Below are 2,185 nucleotides of genomic sequence, written 5' to 3'. Positions count from 1 at the left end.
CGATCCGCGAGGCGGAGGCTGTGGAAGCCTATGGGGCGGAACAGCCAGTCTCGCCGGGTGAGGCGACGAAAAAGGCAATCACCGGGCAGGGCAAGGAATGAACGCTCGTGCCAAGGGGACAGCTCCCGATCCCACCCCCGAAGATGAGATCGAGGCATCACGCGCGCCGCTGATGGCGCATCTGATCGAGCTGCGCTCGCGCCTCATCAAGGTGATGATCGCCTTCATCATCGCCTTTGCCATATGCTTCTTCTTCTCCAGAGACATCTTCAATTTTCTGGTCGAGCCATATAACCGCATCGTGGCGGCAGAGGGCGGCGCCCATCTGATCTATACAGCGCCGCAGGAGTTTTTCCTGACGCAGCTCAAAATGTCGTTCTTTGGCGCTGTGTTCGTCGCCTTTCCGGTCATCGCCGCGCAGGTTTACATGTTTGCGGCGCCGGGGCTTTACCGGCATGAGCGCAACGCCTTCATTCCCTATCTGATAGCAACGCCCATTCTGTTCCTGATGGGCGCGGCTCTGGTCTATTTCGTGGCACTGCCGATCACGCTTAATTTCTTCATGAGCATGCAGCAGACGGGGGAAGATGGCCGGGCCGTCATCGAGTTGCTGCCGCGTGTCAGTGAATATCTCAATCTGGTGACGGCGTTCATTCTGGCCTTTGGCATCTGCTTCCAGTTGCCCGTCATTCTCACGCTGCTGGCGCGGGCGGGCCTGGTGAATTCCGACCAGCTTCGTAGGGGCCGGCGCTATGCAATCGTCATCATCTTCATCATCGCGGCCTTCCTGACCCCGCCCGATATTTTCAGCCAGATCGCGCTCGGTGTGCCGACGCTGCTGCTCTACGAAATCTCCATTCTGGGTGTGCGCATGATGGAGAAGAAGCGGGCAGAGGAAGAGGCGGAAGAGGGCGCAGCCTGAGTTCCGGCTTCTCCGGTTCCCTTGTGAAATCGCCTCTTCTGGACGCTCCGGGCCATCCCGCGTATACAGAGCGCCGAAAACGGACCGAGTGACGGCGGGCTGATTCGGCCCTTCCGACTTCATTGGACGTCCCCCGAAATCTCTTCTTCAGAGGTGTCATGTTCGACATCAAGGCCATCCGCGATGACGCTCAGGCTTTCGATGCGGGTCTCGCCAAGCGCGGGCTTGAGCCGCAGGCTGCGCGTCTCATCGAAATAGACGAACGCCGCCGCAAGATCATCACCTCGCTGCAGGAGATGCAGCAACGCCGCAACGATGCCTCGAAGCAGATCGGGCAGGCCAAGGCGAAGAAGGATGAGGCGCTTGCGCAGCAATTGATGGCGGAAGTCTCCGACCTCAAGGCGGCGCTTCAGGCCGCCGAAGAGGAAGAGCGCCAGGTCAATGCCGAGCTTCATGCGGCGCTTGCCTCGATCCCGAACATTCCGCTGGAGGATGTGCCGGTCGGGCCGGATGAGAGCGCCAATGTAGTGCGCCACAGCCACGGCGAGGCGCGCGAGATGAACTTTGCCGCGAAGGAGCATTTCGATCTCGGCGAGGGGCTTGGCCTCATGGATTTCGAGGCAGCGGCGAAGATGTCCGGCGCGCGCTTCACGGTGCTGCGCGGTCCGCTCGCGAGGCTTGAGCGCGCCATCGGCAATTTCATGGTCGATCTCCACACCAGCGAGTTCGGCTATGAAGAAGTCATGCCGCCGCTGATGGTGCGCGACGATGCGATGTTCGGCACGGCGCAGCTGCCGAAATTTGCCGATGACCAGTTCGCGACATTCAAGGGCGAGGCGCGGGACGATCTGGAAAAATACTGGCTGATCCCCACCGCCGAAGTGCCGCTGACGAACCTCGTCCGCGAGAGCATCCTTTCCGAAGAAGAACTGCCGAAGCGCTTCACCGCCTATACGGCCTGTTTCCGCGCGGAAGCGGGCGCGGCGGGGCGCGATACGCGCGGCATGATCCGCCAGCATCAGTTCTCCAAGGTGGAACTCGTTTCCATCACCACGCCCGAGAAGTCGGGCGAGGAGCATGAGCGGATGCTTGCCTGCGCCGAGGAAGTGCTGAAGCGGCTCGGTCTTCATTACAGGGTGATGGTGCTTTGCACCGGCGACATGGGCTTCGCCTCGCGCAAGACCTATGATATCGAAGTCTGGCTGCCGGGACAGAATGCCTATCGCGAGATTTCGTCCTGCTCGGTTTGCGGTGACTTTCAGG

Annotated in this window: 2 protein-coding genes; both read left to right on the top strand. The window is 60.7% G+C overall.

Annotation, left to right across the window (positions count from 1 at the left end; translation table 11 throughout):
• Positions 1-97 precede the first annotated feature (97 nt).
• Entirely contained in the window at positions 98-922 is an 825-nt protein-coding gene (gene tatC, locus WBF74_RS12060) for a twin-arginine translocase subunit TatC (protein ID WP_424440139.1), read from the top strand.
• A 158-nt stretch (positions 923-1,080) separates the two neighbouring features.
• Positions 1,081-2,185 (top strand): serine--tRNA ligase (gene serS, locus WBF74_RS12055; RefSeq protein ID WP_424440136.1); only part of this gene is annotated, 1,105 nt, incomplete at its 3' end.

The organism is Parvibaculum sp. (assembly GCF_049672805.1).
In the GTDB taxonomy this organism is placed as follows: domain Bacteria; phylum Pseudomonadota; class Alphaproteobacteria; order Parvibaculales; family Parvibaculaceae; genus Parvibaculum.
The sequence above is the reverse complement of the archived record's forward strand: the minus strand, read 5'-3'. Positions and strand labels throughout refer to the sequence as shown.